The following is an 18,209-nucleotide window of genomic DNA, read 5'->3' on the forward strand; positions in this document are numbered from 1 at the left end:
CGTCAGGCGGCAGTGTTCTTGTTGGCCGGCTTGCGGGCCGGCTTGCTGCGGCTGTTGGCGTTCATGAAATCGATCACCAGCGGCCGGATGTTGTCGCGCCAGCTGCGGCCTGCGAAGATACCGTAGTGGCCCGCGCCCGGTTCCACGTGGCTGGCTTTCTTGCTGTCCGGCAGGCCTGTGCAGAGGCCCAGCGCCGCGACGCATTGGCCGGGGGCGGAGATGTCGTCCTTGGCGCCCTCGACTGTCTTGACCGCCACATCGGTGATCTTGCTGAAATCGACCTTGTGGCCGTTGACGGTGAAATCGTTGCGCGCAATCTCGCGGTTCTTGAAAACGCGCTCGACCGTCGAAAGGTAGAATTCCGCGGTCATGTCCATCACCGCCAGGTATTCGTCATAGAAACGGTTGTGGGCGTCGTGATCCGAGGCCTCCCCGCGAGAGACGCGCTGAATCTGGTCCAGGAACGCCTTGGTGTGGCGCTCGCCGTTCATCGACATGAAGGACGCCAGCTGCAGCAGCCCCGGATAGACCTTGCGGCCGACGCCCGGGTATTTGAAGCCGACCTGCTGGATCATGGTCTCCTCCAGCTGGCCCATGGTGACACGGCGGCCGAAGTCGGTGACCTCTGTCGGGGTGGCGTCCGGGTCCACCGGGCCGCCGATCAGGGTCAGCGAGGACGGCTGCGCCTTGGGGTCGCGCTCCGCCAGGTAGGCGGTCGCGGCGAGCGTCAGCGGCACCGGCTGGCAGACTGCGACGACATGGGTGTCGGGGCCCAGCTCCCGCATGAAATCGACGAGGTAGAGCGTGTAGTCCTCGATATCGAATTTCCCTGCGGAAACAGGGATGTCGCGGGCGTTGTGCCAGTCCGTCACATAGACTTCACAGTTTACCAGCAAGCTTTTGACGGTGGACCGCAGGAGGGTGGCGTAGTGGCCGGACATCGGGGCAACCAGCAGCACTTTGCGGGGCTGTTCCTCGCGGCCGTTGACCTTGAAATGGATCAGGTCGCCAAAGGGACGCTCGACCACGGTGGTGATGTCGACCAGGTGGTCCTTGCCGTCTTCGCAAGTGAAGGTGCGGATGCCCCAGTCAGGCTTCACCACCATCCGCTGGTAGGTGCGTTCGGTTACTTCGCCCCAGGCGGCCATCCAGCTCAGCGCCGGATTTGGCAAGGCGGAAAAGACCGGGTAAGATGCCATGGAGAGGGCGGTTGCGCCCAGCCATTGGTTGGTGTTCCGGACGGTCTCCATCAGGTCGTAGGTCATCATGTATCGCATACGCGTCTCCTTCGGGCTCTGTCCCCGAGTTGTCGGACCAGAAAATCCGGAACGTCGGACCAATCGCCGCTTTGCCCTGCCTTCTGCAGAAGAGTATTCTGCATAGCAGAAAGCCTATGAGGGATTCCTTTATATGACAACTAGTGACGAAGTATCCGCAACGTCCAATTCTGAGAGCTTTGAAAAACTTAAGGAAAATATGAGCCGTGTCGAGGAGCTGAGCAAGCGCCTGGCTGAAGTCATGTCCCGGAAGGTGCCGCATAACCCGGCGCTGGACGGTCCGAATCAAGAACTTTATGCGCGCGCAGCAACCGCCTATTGGACGGAAGCTATGCAGAACCCTGCCAAACTCCTGGAGCATCAGCTCGAATTCTGGAGCAAGTCTGTGCTGAATTTCGCCGAAGCGCAGAAAGCTCTGGCAGGGCAAATGGACAGCACGGATGACGGCGGCCCCAAGGACCGCCGTTTTTCGAATCCGCTGTGGCAAAGCAGCCCGTACTTCAACTATGTCAAACAGCAGTACCTGACCAACGCCGAAGCGATCCGCAAGGCGGTGCAGAGTGCTGGTGAGATGGATGGCAAGGACAAGCAGCGGCTGAGCTACTTTGCCGATCAGATCATCGAAATGATGTCGCCGACCAATTTTCTGCCGACCAACCCCGATGCGCTGGAGAAGGCGATTGAAACGGAAGGCCAGTCGCTGATCGACGGGCTGGAGAACCTGGTCACAGACCTGGAGGCTAACAACGGCGAACTGGTGGTGCGTTTGGCGGACGAGAGCGCGTTCGAGCTTGGCGGCAATATCGCCACTACCCCCGGCGACGTGATCTACCGCAACCGGATGATGGAGCTGATCCAGTACAAACCGGTGACGGAGACGGTGCATGAAACTCCCATTGTTCTGTTCCCGCCCTGGATCAACAAGTTTTACATCCTCGACCTCAAGGCACAGAACAGCCTGATCAAATGGGTGACCGAGCAGGGCTATACGCTGTTCGTTGTGTCCTGGGTCAACGCCGATGCGAGCCACTCCGATGTGGGGATGGAGGATTATATTCAGGAAGGCTTCCTGGCCGCGATTGAAACCGCCAAGGAGGTCTGCAAAGTCGATCAGGTCAATGCGGTGGGATACTGCATCGCCGGCACCACTTTAAGCCTGACGCTGTCGCTGCTGAAACAGCGCGGCGACAAATCGGTGAAGTCGGCGACCTTTTTCACCACGCTGACCGATTTCGGGGACCAAGGCGAGTTCACGCCTTTCCTGCAGAATGATTTTATCGACGGGATCGAGGCCCAGGTGGAGCAGGAGGGCCTGCTGCGGTCATGGGTGATTGCGCGGACTATGTCGTTCCTGCGCTCCAAGGACCTGATCTATGGCCCGGCAGTGAAAAGCTACATGATGGGCGAGACGCCGCCCGCCTTTGATCTGCTCTATTGGAACGGCGACGGTGCCAACTTGCCGGGGCGGATGGCGATCCAGTACCTGCGGGGGCTGTGTCAGAACAATGAATTCGTCGGCGATGGCTTTGAGCTGATGGGCCACAAGCTGCACATCAAGGATGTGGACGTGCCGCTGATGTCGATCACTTGTGAGACCGACCACATCGCCCGCTGGAAGGACTGCTACCACGGGGTGCAGCAGATGGCATCGCGCAGCAAGAGCTTCATTGTGTCGGAGTCCGGCCACATTGCGGGCATCGTCAACCCGCCCAGCAAGAAGAAGTACGGCCACTACGTCAACGACGACCTGAAGGGAGACAGCGAGGCCTGGATGGCCGGAGCGGAATACCACGAGGGCTCCTGGTGGCCGCGCTGGAATGACTGGCTCAAGAAGCGGTCCGGCAAGCAGGTTCCCGCGCGTGAAGTGGGGGATTCGGGCTTTCCCTCTTTGATGCCGGCCCCGGGCTCCTATGTGAAGGTCAAGGCAAACCATTGATTTCACGGGGTTTGCAAAAGTTTTCTGCACCGCAGCATAAAAAACCTTGAAATGCTGCGGTGCGGCACCCATATTCCTCTCATGCTAAGAGCGCAGGATGGTCCTGCTGCAGCTTTCTGAGGAATTAGAACTATGGCAAAGACCCAAGACTTCACCGCGATGATGAAAGACTTCATGGGCGCCTTCCCGGTCGACACCAAAGCGATGGAAGACGCATTCAAGAACACCGCAGCCCTGAACGAGAAGCTGTCCGCCGTTGCGCTGGACGCTGCCGGCAAGTCTGCCGAGATCTCGAACAAGTGGACCAAAGAGACCATCGCCAAGCTGAGCGATGTCGCCAAGGTCAAGGAAGAGCCGGCGGACTACGCCAAGGCCGCGACCGACTTTGCTTCCGCTTCCGCCGAAGTGGCCGCCGAGAACATGGCTGCCTTTGCTGAAGTGGCCAAGAAGGTTCAGATGGAAACCGTCGAACTGATGATGGCAGCTGGCAAAGACATGTCCGAAGAGGCAACCGCAGCCGTGAAAAAGGCCACCGAAGAGGTGACCACTGCCGCGAAAAAAGCTTCGGCAACCGCCAAGTAAGAACGTCCGCGGACCGGCCCTCGCTCTCCTCCCTGACGGAGCCGGACCGTGAAGAAGGGCAGGCCGCAAGGCCTGTCCTTTTGCGATTTAGGGGTCATGCCGGCGGTTAGTCAGGCAGCCCGGCCTGGCGCAGTCCGTCGCAGTAATGCTCCAGATCCTGCGCCCGGGCAAAGGGCAGCGTCTTGCTGATGCGGTCAACCGAAAACCTGGGCTCAAGTTCCAGAATGCGCCCGCATTCCCGCGCAGCAGCGGGCCGGTCGCCCAGCTGGGCATAGCAGGCTGCCAGATGGCGGTGCGGCGCCGGGAAGCCCGGAAACAGCTCAACCGCCTTGTTCACTTCGGAGACAGCCGGATCATAGGCCCTGCACATGTACAGTGCGAGCCCCCGGAACCAGTGGAAATACGTCGGGTGGAACGGATTCAGGGCTGTCGCCTGATCCAGGTCCTCCAGCGCTTTTTCAGGCCTGCCCTGATAGACCAGTGACAGCCCGCGGAAGGCCATTGCATCAGTGTCATTGGGGTTAAGCATCAGGGCACGCTGAAAGTGATCCTCTGCCAGCGTAAAGTTTCCCTTGCACAGATGCATGACGGCGAGCCTGCGCTGCGCCACGCTGTCGAGCGGATCTATCCGGGCGGCGTGGCGCAGCAGCGGAAAGGCCTTGTCCAGCGTCAGTTCCGCCGACAGGCCCCAGCCGCTCATCCATTCCACCAGATAGGTCAGCGCCAGACCGGAATATGCCGCAGCGCTGCCAAAGTCGGCATCGCAGGCCTGCTGGTACAGCTTGCGGCACTGCTTCAGCCTGCTGCGCGAATCCAGAACGACGGATTTGGCCTGCATCACAAGATCCCGCGCCGTCGGCTTGCCGCCTTTGGCCGCATACGCCGCTGACTTCTGCCTTGCCACGGACTGGAGCTGCGCAGCGAGGGTTTGGGTAATCTGCCCGGCAAGGGCGTCCTGCTGGCTGAAGTCGGATGAGACGTCACGGTCATAACGGCCGCTCCACAGCGACAGGCTGCTGGCACCGTCCGAAAGCGTGACAGTGACCCGCAGTTTGCCGGGCAGCTGCCGGACGCTGCCTTCAGCCAGGAAACGCACGCCAAGCTCAGCCGCCACAACGGAAGCTCCGGCTGTGCTGCCGGCAAAGCGCAGCGCCGCATTGCGGGATACAACGCGCAGCGCCCGGAACCGGGAGAGGCCAATGGTGATGTCCTCAGTCAGAGTTTGCGCAATGGCTTCGGTTTCCGCGCTGGCGGGGCTGGCATTGGCGAAGGGAAGCACCGCCACCGATGCTTCCGGCGATGGGCCTTCGGGATCCAGGGGCGGCAGGGAGTTTCCTGTTATGCGGTAAATCCGGACGGGTTCGGAGATATTGCGGACCTGCTGCAATCCCAAGTCGTCGAAAGCTGCGCCGACCTTGCCGCGGACCTGCTCATGCACGGTGCCTGAGATGCAGATTTCCCCGGGTGCGGAAAGGCTTTGCAGCCGGGCGGCGATATTGACGCAATTGCCCAGCAGGTCATCGTCGGCCGGGAATACCTTGCCCGCGTGGATTCCCATCCTCAGTCTCAAGCCCAGCCCGCGGGGGCCGTTGCGCCAAGCGGCTGCCTTGGCGGCAATTGCCAGAGCCGCCTTGACGGCCCGCACAGCGGTCCCGAACTCAAGCAGGAAGCCGTCTCCCACCGTTTTGACAAGCCATCCTTCATGCTCTTGCGCAACCGGTGCGATGATACGGTTGCCAAGATCGCGGACCGCCGCGATGGTTTCGGATTCCCGCGCCTCAGCCAAGGCGGAGTATCCGGCCACGTCAGCGATCAGAATGGCGGCTTGTCTTTGCCTGTCCCTTTGGTCAGCCATTTTCCCCGGTACCACAAACTCGAAAGACTTAAAGTTAATTGTATCACATTGATAATCTTTTGCTGCTATTTAGTTGCAAATAATTCTGTATTTTGTTCAATCTGGCGCGCTTTGGCGTCAAAATCGCGCGTTCCGAAAGTTCAAGTGTCTCACCTGCCAGCCGGTCAGACGGCGCAGCTTGCTGGACGCCATTTGCTGATCCAGCGTGGGCCCCTCGGCCCAGGCGCCGTAATTGATCAGCACGTGTTTCAGGCTGCGCACCACATAGGACGCATCATGCCCGTGGCGGCGTGCGATCTCGCCAGTGATCTCTGCCACTGGCACGCCGGTCTCGGCGCTTGCGTTGAAATGGCCGGTGAGCTCCGGCTGTTCCAGCAGCAGCCGGTACGCGCCGGCCAGATCCTCCCGGTGAACCAGCGGCCAGCGGGTGGCGATGCTGCCCCAGATTTCGAACGGTCTGCCGCCGCGGGCAGCCTCCAGGTAACGCAAGAAGGCGCCGCCGTCTTCGTGGTACACCAATGCCGGATGCACCACCGCGGCAGAGACGGCAGGGGACGCCAGTACGGCCGCACCGTTTTCCTGCATCCAGGAAAAGGGCTTGATCGGCTGCATTGGGCTGGTCTCATCTGCAACCCGGTTGCCGGTGGCACCATACAGCCAGCAACCGCCGGTGTAGATCAGCCGCAGCGGTTCCGGCCGCAGAGCGGCTTGATCCAGAATTGCGGCAATGGCGGTGGTATCGGCCTCGGCCATCCCGTCGTCGAAAGTAGCGGCGAGCTGGATCAGCGCATCAGTTCTGGCGACCTCCTGAACCCAGGTGCCGGGGCTGCGCAGATTTCCCCGCAGGGGGCGGGCGCCCATCGCTGCGAGATTGCGGTCAGAGTCCGCGGAGCGGCTGAGACCGGTTACTTGGTGGCCATAGCGGACCAGCTCCCGGGTGACGGCAGTGCCAATGGAACCAGTGCCGCCGAGAATCAGAACTTTCATTTTGGATACGCTCCTGCTGCGGGTTGCGGTGCAGGACAGATCTGTAAAAGCTCAAGTCAGGATCAGGTCAAGGGCTGAAGCGGCTCTATACCAGGATTTCTAACGGGAACTAATGTTGCGGAAACTGCGCTTAGGCTTCCCTTTTGTTCTGCCGTGGCATAGGCTTTGCTGCGATGCGTCATGACCGGGGAGGGAACACATGGCAGAACAGGACAAACCCTTGCTGATCAAAAGGTATGCAAGCCGCAGGCTGTATAACACCGAGACCAGCGATTACGTCACGCTGGAAGATATCGCGGGGTTTATCCGGGATGGCCGCGAGGTGCAGATCGTCGATCTGAAAACCGGTGACGACCTGACCCGCCAGTACCTGCTGCAGATCATCGCCGAGCATGAAAGCCGCGGCGAGAACGTGCTGCCGGTGAACGTGCTGAACGATCTGGTGCGCAGCTACATGGTCCCCGGCGGCGGGGTGATGCCGCAGTTCCTGCAGACATCGTTCGACATGCTGCGCGAAAGCCAGTCGAAGATGATGGAGAACATGAACGCGATGAACCCGATGTCCAAGATGCCGGGGTTCGAGGCGGTGAAGGCGCAGCAGGAAGCATTCCTGAAGGCGATGACCGGCGGCTTTGGCGCCGCGGGCTGGACCGGCGGTGCGCAGGAGGACGAAAAATCCGAAAGCGGCGGCGAGGATCTGGACGACATCAAAAAGCAGCTGGCGGCGCTGCAGGAAAAACTGTCCAAGATGAAGTGAGCCTTAGCGGCTAGCGCAGATGACAGAGCCCCCGGTCCGGTTCGGCGGGGGCTTTTCTCGTTTGCGGGTTTTGGTGTGGTGGGCGGATCAGGAGGAACGGGCCTCAACCTTCAGCACGTTGTGCAGCCGGTGATATGGGGCGTTCTTGACGATTTCGTCCAAGTTCTTTGTCTCAGGCGCGGGACGCGCGCGCAGGAACAGATAAGCGCTGGCACCAAAAGACAGGGCGCAGGCGCCGATGATCGTGCTGACGATGACTGTTTCGAGTCCCATGGCTTCAAACATGTGTTTCTCCGGTTGCACTGACAATATAGGCGAGGAAAGCTGAAAATTCCATATCACTTCCCGTCCTGCCTTAGTTTGCCGGCTTCCAGGACGTGGCGGGCAAGGGACTCGGCGCTGTTGCGTGCCTGTTCATGGCGGCGCATTTTCACCCGTCCACCAATTCTGGACGCCGTTGCAAATACGAAGCCTGAAAACGACAGCAATGTGAGGCCGAATGCCGGCCCGCCGGTGACCGTTCCGGCTATTGCCGCACCAAAGCTCGCCAGCAGCGCGCCGGCTGCCAGCCGCTGTGCCCACTGGCCGATGACCTGATCCGCGTCGCGGGCGCGCGCCTCTGCCTCTGCGGCTTCGCTGGAGAATGCGGTCAGCAGGTCGGCCACAGCAAGACCGCTGTCCGGGTCATTGGATGCGCGGATGGCGGCCAGCAGCGCAGCCCGCTCCGCCCGGTCCGAAACAACCGCGCTGATGATCTGGGTCAGTTCATCTTTGGGGACGGCATCTCCCATGCTGAGGGAGTTTGCCATGGCAACCAGCGCGGTTGCCGGGCGCCGTTTGAATTTGGCGGGAGCTTTCATAGGCGGCAAGGTGGACGGCACAAGCCAGGATTGCAATCATGAAAAGCCCCGGCGCGGGGCCGGGGCTGCAACAATCAGGGTCCGGCTGCGTCTCAGGCGGCGGCCTTGCCCATGGTTTCTTCAACAGCACCCAGCAGGATGTCCGCGATCACGTCCAGCTCGGCGCGGGTCAGGCGCACGGGCAGGCGCACGTCGCAGGCCTTCATCAGCATGGCGCGGGTCTGCGGCAGGTCGGGCACATCGCGCAGGAACTGCCAGTTCCAGAAGGCGCGGGCGTTGTCGGTCGACAGGCCAAAGACCTGCACCTTGACCCCCTTGGCTTCGGCAGCGGCGGCAAAGGCGCGGGTCTGTTCCTCGCTGAGGCCCACCAGGTTGAACTGGATCGAGTCCGGCGCGCGGCGTTCCGGGCCCAGCGGCTCCGGCACGTGGAAGAAGGGCGAGCCGTTCAGCCGTTCCGCCACGTAGTCGTGATTGGCCAGCCCGTCGCGCACCCGGCGCGCCAGTTCCGGCAGCTGCGGGCTGATCACGGCGGCGGACAGGTTACTCATCCGCAGGTTATAGAGCGGCAGCTGGTTCTGCCACTTGGCAAAGGCCTGCGCCAGGTCCGGGGTGTTTTCCCCGTGCGGGCCCTTGTGCTTTTTCCAGTTGTGCTCATAGGCGCCGGACATGATCACGGCGCGGGCGATCAGGTCGGCGTCGTCGGTGATCAGGATGCCGCCTTCGCCGGCGTTGACCATCTTGTAGGACTGGAAGGAGAAGCAGCCCACCTTGCCGATGGTGCCGATGTTGCGCCCGTTCCAGGTGGTGCCCAGCGAGTGGGCCGCGTCCTCGACCACCGGGATGCCACGGGCATCGCACAGCGCCATGATCGCGTCCATGTCAGAGGTATGGCCGCGCATGTGGCTGATGATCACCGCCTGCACGCTGTCCAGCTTGGCTTCGAAATCCGCTAGATCGACGCGGTAGTTTTCGCTCACCTCGCACAGCACCGGCACGCAGTCTGCATGCACGACCGAGGAGGGCACGGCGGCGAAGGTGAAGGCAGGGATCAGCACGCGGGCGTCGCGCGGCAGGCCGAGCGCCTTCAGCGACAGGAACAGCGCTGCCGAGCAGGAAGAAACCGCCAGCGCGTATTTGCTGCCCAGAAGCTCCGCGTACTCCTGTTCCAGCAGCGTGACCGGCGCATCTTCGGGCGCGGTGTAGCGGAACAGGTCGCCCGACTGCATAAGGGCGTCGATGGCCTCGCGGGCGGCTGCGGGAATGGGTTCAGCGTCATGAACGTTGGGCGGCAGGGCCATATTTCAAAATCCTGAATTGTTGCTTTGAGAAACGTAAAACTAAGCGCTGCGGATGCCAAGACCGGACGCGGCGGAATTTGCCGCGCCCGGCGGGATTTCACAGAATTGTTGCGAAGTTGCGCGGAAACCGGCCCAGCGGCCCCGGCTTTAAACTCCCATCCGGTCGCGCAGGGCGAACCAGGTCATCGCCAGCACCAGCAGCGGCGAGCGCATCCGCGGCCCGCCAGGGAAGCGCGGAGCCGGGACGCGGGCCATCGTGTTGAACCCCTCGGCCTGCCCTTGGATCGCCTGCGCCATCAGCTGGCCCGCGTGGGTGGCGGTGCCGACGCCGTGGCCGGAATAGCCGGAGGCGGTCAGCACATTGGGCGCAAGCCGCGCCAGATACGGCATCCGCTTCATGGTAATGCCTAGGGTGCCGCCCCAGGCGTAGTCGATTTTCACGTCTTTCAGATGCGGGAAGATCCCGGTCATCGGTTTGCGCACCGTGGCGGAGATATCTGACGGGAAGCGGTAGCCGTAGCTCTCCCCGCCGCCGAACAGCAGCCGCTTGTCATGGCTGAGGCGGAAGTAGTTCACCACGAATTTGGTATCGGCCACGGCAACGTCGCGGGTCAGAACCCGTGCGGCGTCCTCTCCCAGCGGCTCAGTGGCCACGACGAAGTTGTTGATCGGCATCACCCGTGCCGCCACCTGGCCGTTCAGCCCGCCCAGGTAGCCGTTGCAGGCAAGGATCAGATGGTCGGCAGTGACGCTGCCGCCCGCTGTGCGGATGCGCAGCTTGGCGCCTTCCTGGATGTCCAGAACCTCGCTGCCTTCAAAAATCCCGGCCCCTGCAGCCGCGGCGGCGCGGGCCAGGCTGAAGGCATAGTTCAACGGATGCAGATGCCCCGCACCATGATCCAGGATGCCGCCCTTATAGGCGGGCGAGGGGCACATGGCCCAGCAGGCGTCCTTGTCGAGCAGCTCAACGCTGCTGTAGCCATACTGGTCCTGCAGGTGGCGGCCATAGTCGTGCAGCTCTGCCGCTTCCTTTTCGGAAAAGGCGGTCCAGGCCACGCCGGGCTTCAGATGGCAGTCCTGGCCGTGGCGCGCGATCAGCGATTTAACCAGGTCCTTGGCGTCCTCGCCCAGTTGCCAGAGCTTTTGCGCCTCCGGCCCGCCCATCAGCGCTTCCAGCCCTTCCTGGTCTATCCGCTGGCCGCTGCCGAGCTGGCCGCCGTTGCGCCCCGAGGCGCCAAAGCCCACGCGCTGCGCTTCCAGCAGCACCACGGACATCCCGGCCTCAGCCAGATGCAGCGCCGCGGACAGGCCAGTATAGCCGCCGCCGACGATACAGACATCTGCCTTTACCTCACCGTCCAGCGCTGCAAAGCGCTCCATCGGAATAGCGGTTGCCGCATACCAGCTGTCTGGATATTCGCCCTTGCGGTCATTGGAATAGAGCAGGTTCATCCCCATCGCGCACCTCATCAGAAGCAGGCCCCCGGCGGGACACCTGCTCTTCATCTTTCCATAAATACTCAATTAAACTGGCGCTGCACCGGGGCGCAGCGCCCGAGGTTCAGACGTTCATCAGCAGATGTTCGCGCTCCCAGGGCGAGATCACCTGCAGGAACTCCTCATACTCCGTGCGTTTCACGATGGAATACACGCGGGCAAATTCCGGTCCCAGAACTTCGTGCAGCTCGGTCGCCTCGTCGAACAGATCCAGCGCTTGGCCCATCACCTGCGGGATATCGCCTTCGCCCTCATAGGCGTCGCCCTTGAACTGCTTGCGCGGGCGTTCCTCCTTGATCAGGCCGAGATAGCCGCAGGCGAGCGACAGGGCGATGCCCAGATAGGGGTTGCAGTCCATGCCGGCGATGCGGTTCTCCACCCGGCGCGCCTCTGGCCCGGACAGCGGGATGCGGATGCCGGTGGTGCGGTTGTCGCGCGCCCACTCCAGATTGATCGGCGCCGCGTGGTCCTTCACGTAGCGGCGGTAGGAGTTCACGTAGGGCGCCATCACCGCCAGGCCCGCGGGCAGGTGGTTCTGCAGTCCGGCGATGAAGTGATAGAACGCATCCGTTTCGCCGCCCTGCGGGCCGGAGAAGATGTTCTCGCCGGTTTCGATATCCAGGATCGAGTGGTGGATGTGCATGGCAGAGCCCGGCTCATCCTCGATCGGTTTGGCCATGAAGGTGGCAAAGCAATCGTGCCGCAGCGCCGCCTCGCGGATCAGCCGTTTGAAGTAGAACACCTCGTCCGCCAGCTTGACCGGGTCGCCGTGGCGCAGGTTAATCTCCAGCTGGCCGGCGCCGCCCTCCTGGGTGATGCCGTCGATCTCAAAGCCCTGGTGCTCGGCGAAATCATAGATGTCGTCGATAACGGGTCCGAACTCGTCCACCGCGGTCATCGAATAGGCCTGCCGCGCCGCCGCCGGGCGGCCGGAGCGGCCCATCATGGGCTTGATTTCGTGTGCCGGGTCGATGTTGCGCGCGACCAGGAAGAACTCCATTTCCGGCGCCACAACCGGTTTCCAGCCCTTGTCGTGATAAAGCTGCACTACGCGTTTCAGAACATTGCGCGGGCTGTAGGGGATCGGCTGGTCGTGCCGGTCATAGGCATCGTGGATCACTTGCAGGGTCCAGTCGCCGGTCCAGGGCGCGGCCGTGGCCGTGGACATGTCCGGCTTCAGCGTCATGTCCTTTTCAATCCAGCCGTCGTCATCCGCAGCATCGGCCCAGTCCCCGGTGATGGTCTGGTAGAAGATGCTGTCCGGCAGATGGAAATAATCGGTTTTTGCAAACTTCGATGCCGGTACCGCCTTGCCCCGGGCGATACCGGGAAGGTCCGAGATAACGCATTCAACTTCGTCGAGACGACGGCCCTCCAGATAGGTTTTTGCTGCTTCGGGAAGGGCGTCGAGCCAAGCTGACATTAGGTCCTCTCTTTCCTGTAAAACTCTGCGAGGAAGGTTGCGATTTCGGGGTTGTCCACGGGGGCGTCCAGATCGGCGGCGGCACGGTCGAGCAAGTCGTCCGGCACAACGCCGCGCCCGCGTTTTTCGATCAGGCCGCCAACAAAGGCGCTGGGGAATTCGGGGTGGGGCTGCCAGGAGATGATGTGGTCGCCATAGGCCAGGATGCCGTTCCGGCAAAAGCCGTTGCCGCCCAGCACACGCGCGCCTTCGGGCAGCTCCACCACCTGGTCCTGGTGCCAGGCGTTGAGGGTCAGGTCCTTGCCGTCCACCTGGTAGGTGACGCGGCCCACCGCCCAGCCGCCTTCGAACTTGGCAACCTTGCCGCCAAGCGCCTGGGCGATGATCTGGTGGCCAAAGCAGATCCCGGCAAGCGGCCGCTTGTGCGCGTGGATCTGGCGGATCAGGTCCTCCAGCGGTGCAATCCAGGCATGATCCTCATAGGCGCCGTGCTTGGACCCGGTGATCAGCCAGCCGTCGGCGTCCTCCGGGCTGTCCGGGAAGATGCCGTCCACGACGGCCCAGGTCTGAAACTCGAAGCCGTTGCCATCCAGCATGTCGCGGAACATGCCGTCGTAGTCGCCGAACGGTTCATACAGGTCTTCGGGGGAGTGGCCGGTTTGCAGGATGCCGATTTTCATAAGTCACCAGTTGGAAGGAATTCGCTGCGCGGGACGGTAGCCCGCCGCCGAGACGGCGGGCAAGGGGCCGTCAGACCGTATCCAGGTAGATCTCGACCCGTTCTTCCGGGGTGAGTTCTTCCATGTAGCGCAGCTCCTGCCGCTTGGTCAGAACCATGTTGCGGATCATCTCGGCAGAGAAGAAATGCGGGATGACGTCCGAGTTCTCGAACGCATCAATGGCGCTTTGCCAGGTGTTGGGAACCTGCGGCAGGTTCAGCGCATAGGCGTTGCCGGTGATCGGCTCTGAGGGCTCGATCTTGTTTTCGATCCCATAGAGCGCAGCACCCAGGATGGCGGTCAGCATCAGGTAGGGGTTCACGTCGCCGCCAGCAAAGCGGTGCTCGATCCGGCGCGCCTTGGGGCTGCCGGAGGGCACGCGGATGGCGGCGGTGCGGTTCTCATAGGCCCAGCAGATGCCGGTGGGGGCGTGGGCGCCCGGGACCATGCGGTCATAGCTGTTGCCATGCGGCGCGAAGACCAGGGTGGAATTGCTCATCGCCTTCAGGCAGCCGCCGACGGCGTGGCGCATGGCATCGGTGCCCTTGGGGCCGCCATCGTCAAAGATGTTGTTGCCGTCCTGATCCAGCACCGAGAAATGGGTGTGCAGGCCGTTGCCCGCATAGTCCTCATACGGTTTCGCCATGAAGCTGGCGGCAAAGCCGTGGCGGCGGGCCAGGCCCTTGACCAGCATCTTGAACAGCCAGGCATCGTCAGCGGCGCGCAGCGCATCGGGGCCGTGCATCAGGTTAATCTCGAACTGACCCAGGCCCGCCTCGGAAATCGCGGTGTCGGCGGGGATGTCCATATCCTCGCAGGCGTCATAGAGATCGGTAAAGAACGTGTCGAACTGGTCCAGCGCCCGGATCGACATGGTCTCCGCGGCCTTGCGGCGTTTGCCGGACCGTGGCGAGGTCGGCACCTGCAGGTTCTTGCCGCTGTCGTCGATCAGAAAGAATTCCAGCTCCACCGCGACCACCGGGGTCAGCCCCAGTTCCTTGTAGCGGTCGACCACGGCGCGCAGCGCGTGGCGCGGGTCGCCGTCATAGGGGCGGCCGTCTTCGCGGTACATCCAGATCGGCAGCATAGCGGAGGGCGATTCCAGCCAGGGCATCGGCACAAAGCCGCGCTCAGTCGGCTTCAGCACGCCGTCGGCGTCGCCGCTCTCGAACACCAGCGGGCTGTCGTCGATGTCCTCGCCCCAGATGTCCAGGTTGAGAACCGACAGCGGAAAGCGGGTGCCTTCCTCGACCGCCTTGTCGGCAAAGCGGGCAGGGACACGCTTGCCCCGGGCCTGACCGTTGATGTCCGCCGCCGCAACACGGATGGTGCGCACATGCGGGTTTTTCCTGAGCCAGTTCTTCATCCAATCACCTGACGGTTTCGGGGCACCGCCGGCCGCCAGCGCCCCGGACGGGGCGCAGCAGGGCCGGGGCAGCTTATCACCCCTGGTCCATTTTTTTTGATCATAATCCAACGCAGCCTTGAGTTTGCCCATGAACTCGCAGGATTCTGCGGTCAGACACCCGGACTTTGAATTTGATCAAATAATGGATACTACCGGATCAGATTAGGACGCAAGCGAAATTTTCTCCGCCGTTCCTGGGGCAGGTGTTTGTTCAGCCGTTTATTCACCAGGCCAAAAATGGCGATGATCACCAAGGTCAGCAGGATGAAGTAGAAGGCCAGGATCGGGTAGGGGATGAACGGGTTGAAGGTCTTGTCCGCGAAATAGCTGGCGTAGTAGAGCGCATCGCCCTGCTGCCGCCAGGCCGGAAAGCCGGTGAAGAACACCAGCGTGGTGGCGTGGAACAAGAAAATCGCCTCGTTGGTGTAGGCGGGCCAGGCCAGCCGCAGCATGGTCGGGAAGGTGATGCGGCGGAACCGGGTCCAGCCGGTCATGCCGTATGCATCCGCGGCCTCGATATCGCCCTTGGGGATCGACAGCAGCGCGCCATAGAAGATTTCACCCGAGTAGGCGGCGGTGTTGCAGAACAGTACGATCAGCGCCCCGAGCCAGGCCGAGGTGAACGGGTCGAAGAAGCTCGAAACGCTCTTGAGGCTCAGGAAGCATGCGTAGGCAAAGAAAAACTGGATGAACAGCGGGCTGCCGCGGAACACGAAGATGAACCACTCCGCCGGTTTTCGCCACAGCGGGTTGGGGCTGGATTTCCCGACTGCCAAGGCAACCGCCAGGAAAAAACCGGTCATCAGCGCCAGCGCGCCGAAATAGACGTTCCAGATCAGGCCTGAGCCGATCAGGGTGAAATGCTCGCACAAGGTATACTCGCCGCGCGGCAGCAGGCGTTCGCCAAAACCCAAGGAACGGAAGGCATAGGCCTGGATGGTTTCAACGCAACTCATGCCGCTGCCTTTCTTTGTGCTTCGCCGCCCGCAGTGGCCTGGCCTTTTGTCAGGCGCTTCATGATCCGGTCCAGCAACACTTCGGACACTTTGGTGAAGCAAAGGTAGAACACCAGCAGCGCGGCAAAGTACCAGACATGCCAGTTCGGGTGCGGGTAGTCGGTGAAGCGCGCGGTCTTGGTGCCGCCCAGTTCACGGGCCCAATAGACGATGTCCTCGACCCCCAGCAGGAACAGCAGCGGCGTGGACTTGATCAGCACCATCCACAGGTTCGACAGCCCCGGCAGCGCATAAACCCACATCTGCGGCACCAGGATGCGCCAGAACGCCTGGCGGGAGGTCATGCCATAGGCCTCGGCGGTTTCGATCTGGGCGCGCGGCACGGCCCGCATCGCGCCAAACAAAACGTTCGCGGCAAAGGCTCCGAACACGATCGAGAAGGTGAGGACCGCCAGGAAGAAGCCGTAGGTTTCATGCACCCACTGCGGTGCGGTCGACAGCGGCAGCTTGGCCGCGTCGCAGACCACAAAGTCGATGCCCTGGCGGATCGGCTGATCCCAGTCCGGGCATTTCACCTTGTGGCGCATCCATTCGAACGCCTGGTCGAGCGCGATGACGAAGAACAGGAAAAACGCAATGTCCGGCACGCCGCGCACGATGCTGGTGTAACCCTTGCCGAACCAGCGCAGCGGCGGGAATTTGGAGCGGGCAGCGCTGGCAGCGCCAAACCCGAAGAGCAGGGCAACCGGGGCAGTGATGGCCAGCAGGGTCAGAACCACAAAAACCGAGATATAGAGGTTCAGATGCTTGCCTGTGGTCAGGTAGCAGCTGAGCCAGCTCAGCCCTTCAAGCGTGGTCGGGTCCGTGCAATAGGAAAACATGTTGGTGCCTGTCTTTCTCCGGCCGTGCCCGGCAGCGTGTCTGCCGGAAGAGAATGAATGAGGCCCGCGCGCCGCGGCGGCGGGCCTGCAAGATCCTGTAGCAGGATCAGATTACCACTGGGAGGAAACTTCCCACTTGGCGATCAGCTCGTTCAGCGAGCCGTCGTCTTTCATCGACTGGATCGCCGCGTCGAACTTGCCGCGCAGTTCGGCATCCGATTCACGGAAGCCCATGCCAACGCCGCCGCCGAGCAATTCGGATTTCTCCAGCATCACCAGATCGTCGCCGACCACGGTATCGAGGAAGCTCTTGTCGGCCAGAACCGCGTCCGCTTCGCCGTTGCGCACGGCGGCGACGGTTTCTTCCGGGGTGGCGAATTCGACCAGGGTCCAGCCCTGCTCGGCGATGAAGGCCGCCTGGATGGTGGTGGCCTGGGCGGCGATCACGCCGGATGCCAGGTCGACGTCAGCCGACTGGGCCACATAGGCGGACGGATCCGGCGGCGTGTAGGGCTGGGTGAAGTCAATGACCTCGTCCCGCTCGTCGGTGATCGACATGCCGGCGATGATGGTGTCGTAGTTGCCGGAGACCAGGTTCGGAATGATCGAATCCCAGTCGTTCTTCACCCACTCGCAGGTCAGCTCGGCGCGCTTGCACAGCTCGTCGCCCAGCTCGCGCTCGAAACCGTCGATCTCGCCCGCGTCGTTGACGAAGTTCCAGGGCGCATAGGCGCCTTCGGTGCCCAGGCGCACTGTTTCCGCCAGGCCCATGCCCGCGGTCAGCGCCAGGGCGGCGGTGCCAAGGATCAGTGATTTCATGAGTTTACTCCCGTTTGGTTTGGTTTTTGGATTTATTAGTTATTGCTCAATGCGCGTGGCGCGTCGAGGACAGGAAGGCACGCAGCCGCTCAGAACGGGTGCCGCCGAATACTTCGTCCGGCGTGCCTTCCTCTTCGATCAGCCCCTGATGCAAAAAGACGACGTGGCTGGAGACATCGGCAGCCATTTTCATGTCGTGGGTCACGATCATCATGGTGCGGCCTTCGGCAGCCAGATCCTTGATCACCTTGATCACTTCCTGTTCCAGCTCCGGATCGAGCGCGGAGGTGGGTTCATCGAACAGCAGCGCCTCAGGTTCCATGCAAAGCGCGCGGGCAATCGCGGCACGCTGCTGCTGGCCGCCCGACAGCTGGGCTGGGTAGACATCGCATTTGTCGCCAATGCCGACCTTGGTCAGGTAATATCGGGCTTTCTCCTCCACTTCGGCCTTGTCGCGGCCCAGCACCGTGACCGGCGCCTCCATCACGTTCTGCAGAATGGTCATGTGGGCCCACAGGTTGAACTGCTGGAACACCATGCTCAGGTTGGTACGGATACGCAGGATCTGCTTGGCGTCGGAGGGGCGGCGGTTGAGCCCCTGACCGGTCCAGGTAACCGGTTCGCCCTTGAACAGAATCTCGCCTTCCTGGCTGTCCTCCAGCAGGTTGCAGCAGCGCAAAAGCGTAGACTTGCCCGACCCCGAAGACCCGATCAGCGAAACCACATCGCCCTTGTGGGCGGTGATATCCACGCCTTTGATCACTTCCAGCTCACCATAGGATTTGTGCAGGCCGCGGATTTGCAGAACAGGCGTTGTGTCGGTCAAGGTGTCTTTGTCCCTATGAGTGGAAATTCGTTCTTATTGGACCGAAAAAAAGACCGAATGCAACGTTCAAACCGCATAAGCTGGCACAGCAGGTGCCAAAATGACCGGTTGTGCTGCCATTTTGGAAA

General features: G+C 62.0%; 17 protein-coding genes. 3 read left to right on the plus strand and 14 right to left on the minus strand.

From position 1 onward, the window contains the following. Nucleotides 1-2: 2 nt before the first annotated feature. On the minus strand, nucleotides 3-1,277 hold the full coding sequence (phaZ, locus tag ACXAED_RS15275; RefSeq protein WP_475051131.1) for a polyhydroxyalkanoate depolymerase: 1,275 nt from the start codon (nucleotides 1,275-1,277) through the stop codon (nucleotides 3-5). Between the two features lie 133 nt (nucleotides 1,278-1,410). Between phaZ and ACXAED_RS15280 the strand changes: the two genes are divergently transcribed. Beyond that, entirely contained in the window at nucleotides 1,411-3,213 is a 1,803-nt protein-coding gene (locus tag ACXAED_RS15280; RefSeq protein WP_475051132.1) for a PHA/PHB synthase family protein, read from the plus strand. A 132-nt stretch (nucleotides 3,214-3,345) separates the two neighbouring features. Then, complete coding sequence (locus ACXAED_RS15285) at nucleotides 3,346-3,795, plus strand: phasin family protein (protein WP_475051134.1); 450 nt, start codon at nucleotides 3,346-3,348, stop codon at nucleotides 3,793-3,795. A gap of 106 nt (nucleotides 3,796-3,901) precedes the next feature. Here the strand turns inward: ACXAED_RS15285 and ACXAED_RS15290 are convergent, their stop codons facing one another. Together ACXAED_RS15290 and ACXAED_RS15295 are read right to left on the minus strand one after the other, a co-directional pair. Further along, the gene (locus ACXAED_RS15290) at nucleotides 3,902-5,650 is read right to left on the minus strand and encodes an adenylate/guanylate cyclase domain-containing protein (protein WP_475051135.1); all 1,749 of its coding nucleotides are present in this window, start codon (nucleotides 5,648-5,650) and stop codon (nucleotides 3,902-3,904) included. Between the two features lie 117 nt (nucleotides 5,651-5,767). Continuing rightward, entirely contained in the window at nucleotides 5,768-6,637 is an 870-nt protein-coding gene (locus ACXAED_RS15295; protein ID WP_475051137.1) for an NAD-dependent epimerase/dehydratase family protein, read from the minus strand. 199 nt (nucleotides 6,638-6,836) lie between these two features. Here ACXAED_RS15295 and phaR point away from each other — a divergent pair, with 199 nt between their 5' ends. After that, nucleotides 6,837-7,394, plus strand: a complete 558-nt coding sequence (phaR, locus tag ACXAED_RS15300) for a polyhydroxyalkanoate synthesis repressor PhaR (RefSeq protein WP_475051138.1) — start codon at nucleotides 6,837-6,839, stop codon at nucleotides 7,392-7,394. Nucleotides 7,395-7,481: 87 nt separating this feature from the next. Here the strand turns inward: phaR and ACXAED_RS15305 are convergent, their stop codons facing one another. The 11 genes from ACXAED_RS15305 to ACXAED_RS15355 form a co-directional block, all read right to left on the minus strand. Beyond that, nucleotides 7,482-7,679, minus strand: coding sequence for a hypothetical protein (locus ACXAED_RS15305; RefSeq protein WP_475051140.1), 198 nt, complete (start codon nucleotides 7,677-7,679; stop codon nucleotides 7,482-7,484). Between the two features lie 53 nt (nucleotides 7,680-7,732). Then, nucleotides 7,733-8,203, minus strand: coding sequence for a hypothetical protein (locus ACXAED_RS15310; RefSeq protein WP_475051142.1), 471 nt, complete (start codon nucleotides 8,201-8,203; stop codon nucleotides 7,733-7,735). A 143-nt stretch (nucleotides 8,204-8,346) separates the two neighbouring features. Then, nucleotides 8,347-9,552 (minus strand): DegT/DnrJ/EryC1/StrS family aminotransferase, encoded by a 1,206-nt coding sequence (locus ACXAED_RS15315; RefSeq protein ID WP_475051143.1) that lies wholly within the window; start codon nucleotides 9,550-9,552, stop codon nucleotides 8,347-8,349. Nucleotides 9,553-9,699: 147 nt separating this feature from the next. Continuing rightward, nucleotides 9,700-11,010 carry an NAD(P)/FAD-dependent oxidoreductase gene (locus ACXAED_RS15320; protein WP_475051145.1) on the minus strand — a complete coding sequence of 437 codons (1,311 nt, stop codon included), beginning with the start codon at nucleotides 11,008-11,010 and terminating at the stop codon, nucleotides 9,700-9,702. 103 nt (nucleotides 11,011-11,113) lie between these two features. Further along, entirely contained in the window at nucleotides 11,114-12,472 is a 1,359-nt protein-coding gene (locus tag ACXAED_RS15325) for a glutamine synthetase family protein (protein ID WP_475051146.1), read from the minus strand. Next, on the minus strand, nucleotides 12,472-13,152 hold the full coding sequence (locus tag ACXAED_RS15330) for a type 1 glutamine amidotransferase (protein WP_475051147.1): 681 nt from the start codon (nucleotides 13,150-13,152) through the stop codon (nucleotides 12,472-12,474). The genes ACXAED_RS15325 and ACXAED_RS15330 overlap by 1 nt, the downstream gene beginning before the upstream one ends. Before the next feature lie 70 nt (nucleotides 13,153-13,222). Next, nucleotides 13,223-14,557, minus strand: coding sequence for a glutamine synthetase family protein (locus ACXAED_RS15335; RefSeq protein WP_475051148.1), 1,335 nt, complete (start codon nucleotides 14,555-14,557; stop codon nucleotides 13,223-13,225). A gap of 191 nt (nucleotides 14,558-14,748) precedes the next feature. Then, entirely contained in the window at nucleotides 14,749-15,555 is an 807-nt protein-coding gene (locus ACXAED_RS15340; RefSeq protein ID WP_475051150.1) for an ABC transporter permease, read from the minus strand. Next, nucleotides 15,552-16,436 carry an ABC transporter permease gene (locus ACXAED_RS15345; RefSeq protein ID WP_475051151.1) on the minus strand — a complete coding sequence of 295 codons (885 nt, stop codon included), beginning with the start codon at nucleotides 16,434-16,436 and terminating at the stop codon, nucleotides 15,552-15,554. The genes ACXAED_RS15340 and ACXAED_RS15345 overlap by 4 nt, the downstream gene beginning before the upstream one ends. A 111-nt stretch (nucleotides 16,437-16,547) precedes the next feature. Beyond that, nucleotides 16,548-17,255 (minus strand): transporter substrate-binding domain-containing protein, encoded by a 708-nt coding sequence (locus ACXAED_RS15350; protein ID WP_475051153.1) that lies wholly within the window; start codon nucleotides 17,253-17,255, stop codon nucleotides 16,548-16,550. A 46-nt stretch (nucleotides 17,256-17,301) separates the two neighbouring features. Further along, nucleotides 17,302-18,081 carry an ABC transporter ATP-binding protein gene (locus ACXAED_RS15355; RefSeq protein ID WP_475051155.1) on the minus strand — a complete coding sequence of 260 codons (780 nt, stop codon included), beginning with the start codon at nucleotides 18,079-18,081 and terminating at the stop codon, nucleotides 17,302-17,304. Nucleotides 18,082-18,209: the final 128 nt, after the last annotated feature.

Source organism: Leisingera sp. ABM4_103 (assembly GCF_056158685.1).